At 66.6% G+C, this 1,806-nt stretch carries 2 protein-coding genes and 1 tRNA gene; 1 reads left to right on the forward strand and 2 read right to left on the reverse strand.

The window, feature by feature from the left end:
• Positions 1-169: 169 nt before the first annotated feature.
• Both ACWGIU_RS37065 and dcd read right to left on the reverse strand, forming a co-directional pair.
• Positions 170-667 (reverse strand): phosphoribosyltransferase, encoded by a 498-nt coding sequence (locus ACWGIU_RS37065; RefSeq protein ID WP_453712459.1) that lies wholly within the window; start codon positions 665-667, stop codon positions 170-172.
• On the reverse strand, positions 664-1,251 hold the full coding sequence (gene dcd, locus ACWGIU_RS37070; protein WP_453712460.1) for a dCTP deaminase: 588 nt from the start codon (positions 1,249-1,251) through the stop codon (positions 664-666). Before dcd ends, ACWGIU_RS37065 begins: the two co-directional genes overlap by 4 nt.
• A gap of 458 nt (positions 1,252-1,709) precedes the next feature.
• Here dcd and ACWGIU_RS37075 point away from each other — a divergent pair.
• Positions 1,710-1,780, forward strand: a tRNA-Gly gene (locus tag ACWGIU_RS37075).
• Positions 1,781-1,806 lie beyond the last annotated feature (26 nt).

Genomic DNA, 1,806 nt, shown 5'->3' on the forward strand with positions numbered 1-1,806 from the left:
GTCGCAATCCACACCGAACCCGGAAGGCCCTCACCCGTTCAAGACGCCTCAGCCGAGACCTGCATCACCCGTCCACAACCTCCCGGGGCAATACATCTAGCCCGGACCCCGCACACGAAAGGGCCCGCCTCGCACTGCGCGTGGCGGGCCCTCTGCGGTCTGCCGCCGCTCAGGCGTCGAGGACCTGGCCCTCACGCTTGACGACGGGCGGCTCGACCGACCAGGGGAAGTTGATCCACTCGTCGGTCTTCTTCCACACGTACTCGCACTTCACGAGGGAGTGCGACTTCTCGTAGACGACGGCGGAACGGACCTCGGCGACGTGGCCCAGGCAGAAGTCGTGGACGAGCTTCAGCGTCTTGCCGGTGTCGGCCACGTCATCGGCGATGAGGACCTTCTTGTCGGTGAAGTCGATCGCCTCGGGCACGGGTGCCAGCATGACCGGCATTTCCAGCGTGGTCCCGACGCCGGTGTAGAACTCCACGTTCACCAGGTGGATGTTCTTGCAGTCGAGCGCGTACGCCAGGCCGCCGGCGACGAACACGCCGCCGCGGGCGATGCTCAGGATGATGTCGGGCTCGTAGCCGTCGTCGGCGATCGTCTGCGCCAGCTCGCGGACGGCACGCCCGAAACCGTCGTAGGTCAGGTTCTCGCGTGCGTCGCTCATGCCTCGTGCCTCACCTGGGTGCGGTGGAAGTTCTGGAAGGAGCGCGAGGCGGTCGGCCCGCGCTGCCCCTGGTACCGGGACCCGTAGCGATCGCTGCCGTACGGGAACTCGGCGGGCGAGCTGAGCCGGAACAGGCACAGCTGCCCGATCTTCATGCCCGGCCAGAGCTTGATCGGCAGGGTGGCGAGGTTCGACAGCTCCAGGGTCACGTGCCCCGAGAACCCGGGGTCGATGAACCCGGCGGTCGAGTGCGTCACCAGGCCGAGGCGCCCCAGGCTGGACTTCCCCTCCAGCCTGGAGGCGATGTCGTCGGGCAGCGAGATGACCTCGTACGTCGAGGCGAGGACGAACTCACCGGGGTGGAGGATGAACGCCTCGTCACCCTCCGGCTCGACCATCCGGGTCAGGTCCACCTGCTCGATCGCCGGATCGATGTGGGCGTAGCGGTGGTTCTCGAACACCCGGAAAAACCGGTCGAGACGTACATCGATGCTGGAGGGCTGCACCATCGACTCCTCGAACGGGTCGATGCGAACCCGTCCGCTGTCGATCTCGGCCCGGATGTCTTTGTCAGAGAGAAGCACGTCCCGAGGATACGCAGAGCGCGCGGGCCACCCCAATCGAGAGCGACGACCCGCGCGCCCACCGGGGCGACTACCGCTTCGCGCCGCCCACGGGCACGGCGTGCCGCAACCGCGCGCACCGCGGACACCGCAGCAGCCGCCCGGGCCCGATCCGGCCGGCACCGAGGTGCTGCAGCGGGAAGGAGGCGGTACTGAAAACGTGCCCTTCGGCACAACGGACGACGGTGTGCTCCATCGAGTCCCTTTCCCCAACGAGCCGTACTGCGACGAATCGCCACATTAGGGGATGATCGGCACCCACTCCAGCCGCCGCTCCGGATCCCACGGTACGCCCCAACTCCCGCACCCACACGTCCCCGTGTACGCCACACACGACAACGACCCCGCGGCAAATTCACGGGGGGTCGATCATGAGGTAGAGTGAGCAAAGCCAGGGATCCAGGCAACTGGCCCGCTGCGCGGATGTAGTTTAATGGTAGAACATGAGCTTCCCAAGCTTATAGCGCGGGTTCGATTCCCGTCATCCGCTCTTGAAAGAAGGCCCAGGTCAGCGAC

Source organism: Streptomyces sp. NPDC054840 (genome assembly GCF_053611065.1).

Excerpts from the sequence above, each read along its gene's own strand:
- ACWGIU_RS37065 (WP_453712459.1), bottom strand. The coding sequence starts at position 667 with ATGAGCGACGCACGCGAGAACCTGACCTACGACGGTTTCGGGCGTGCC.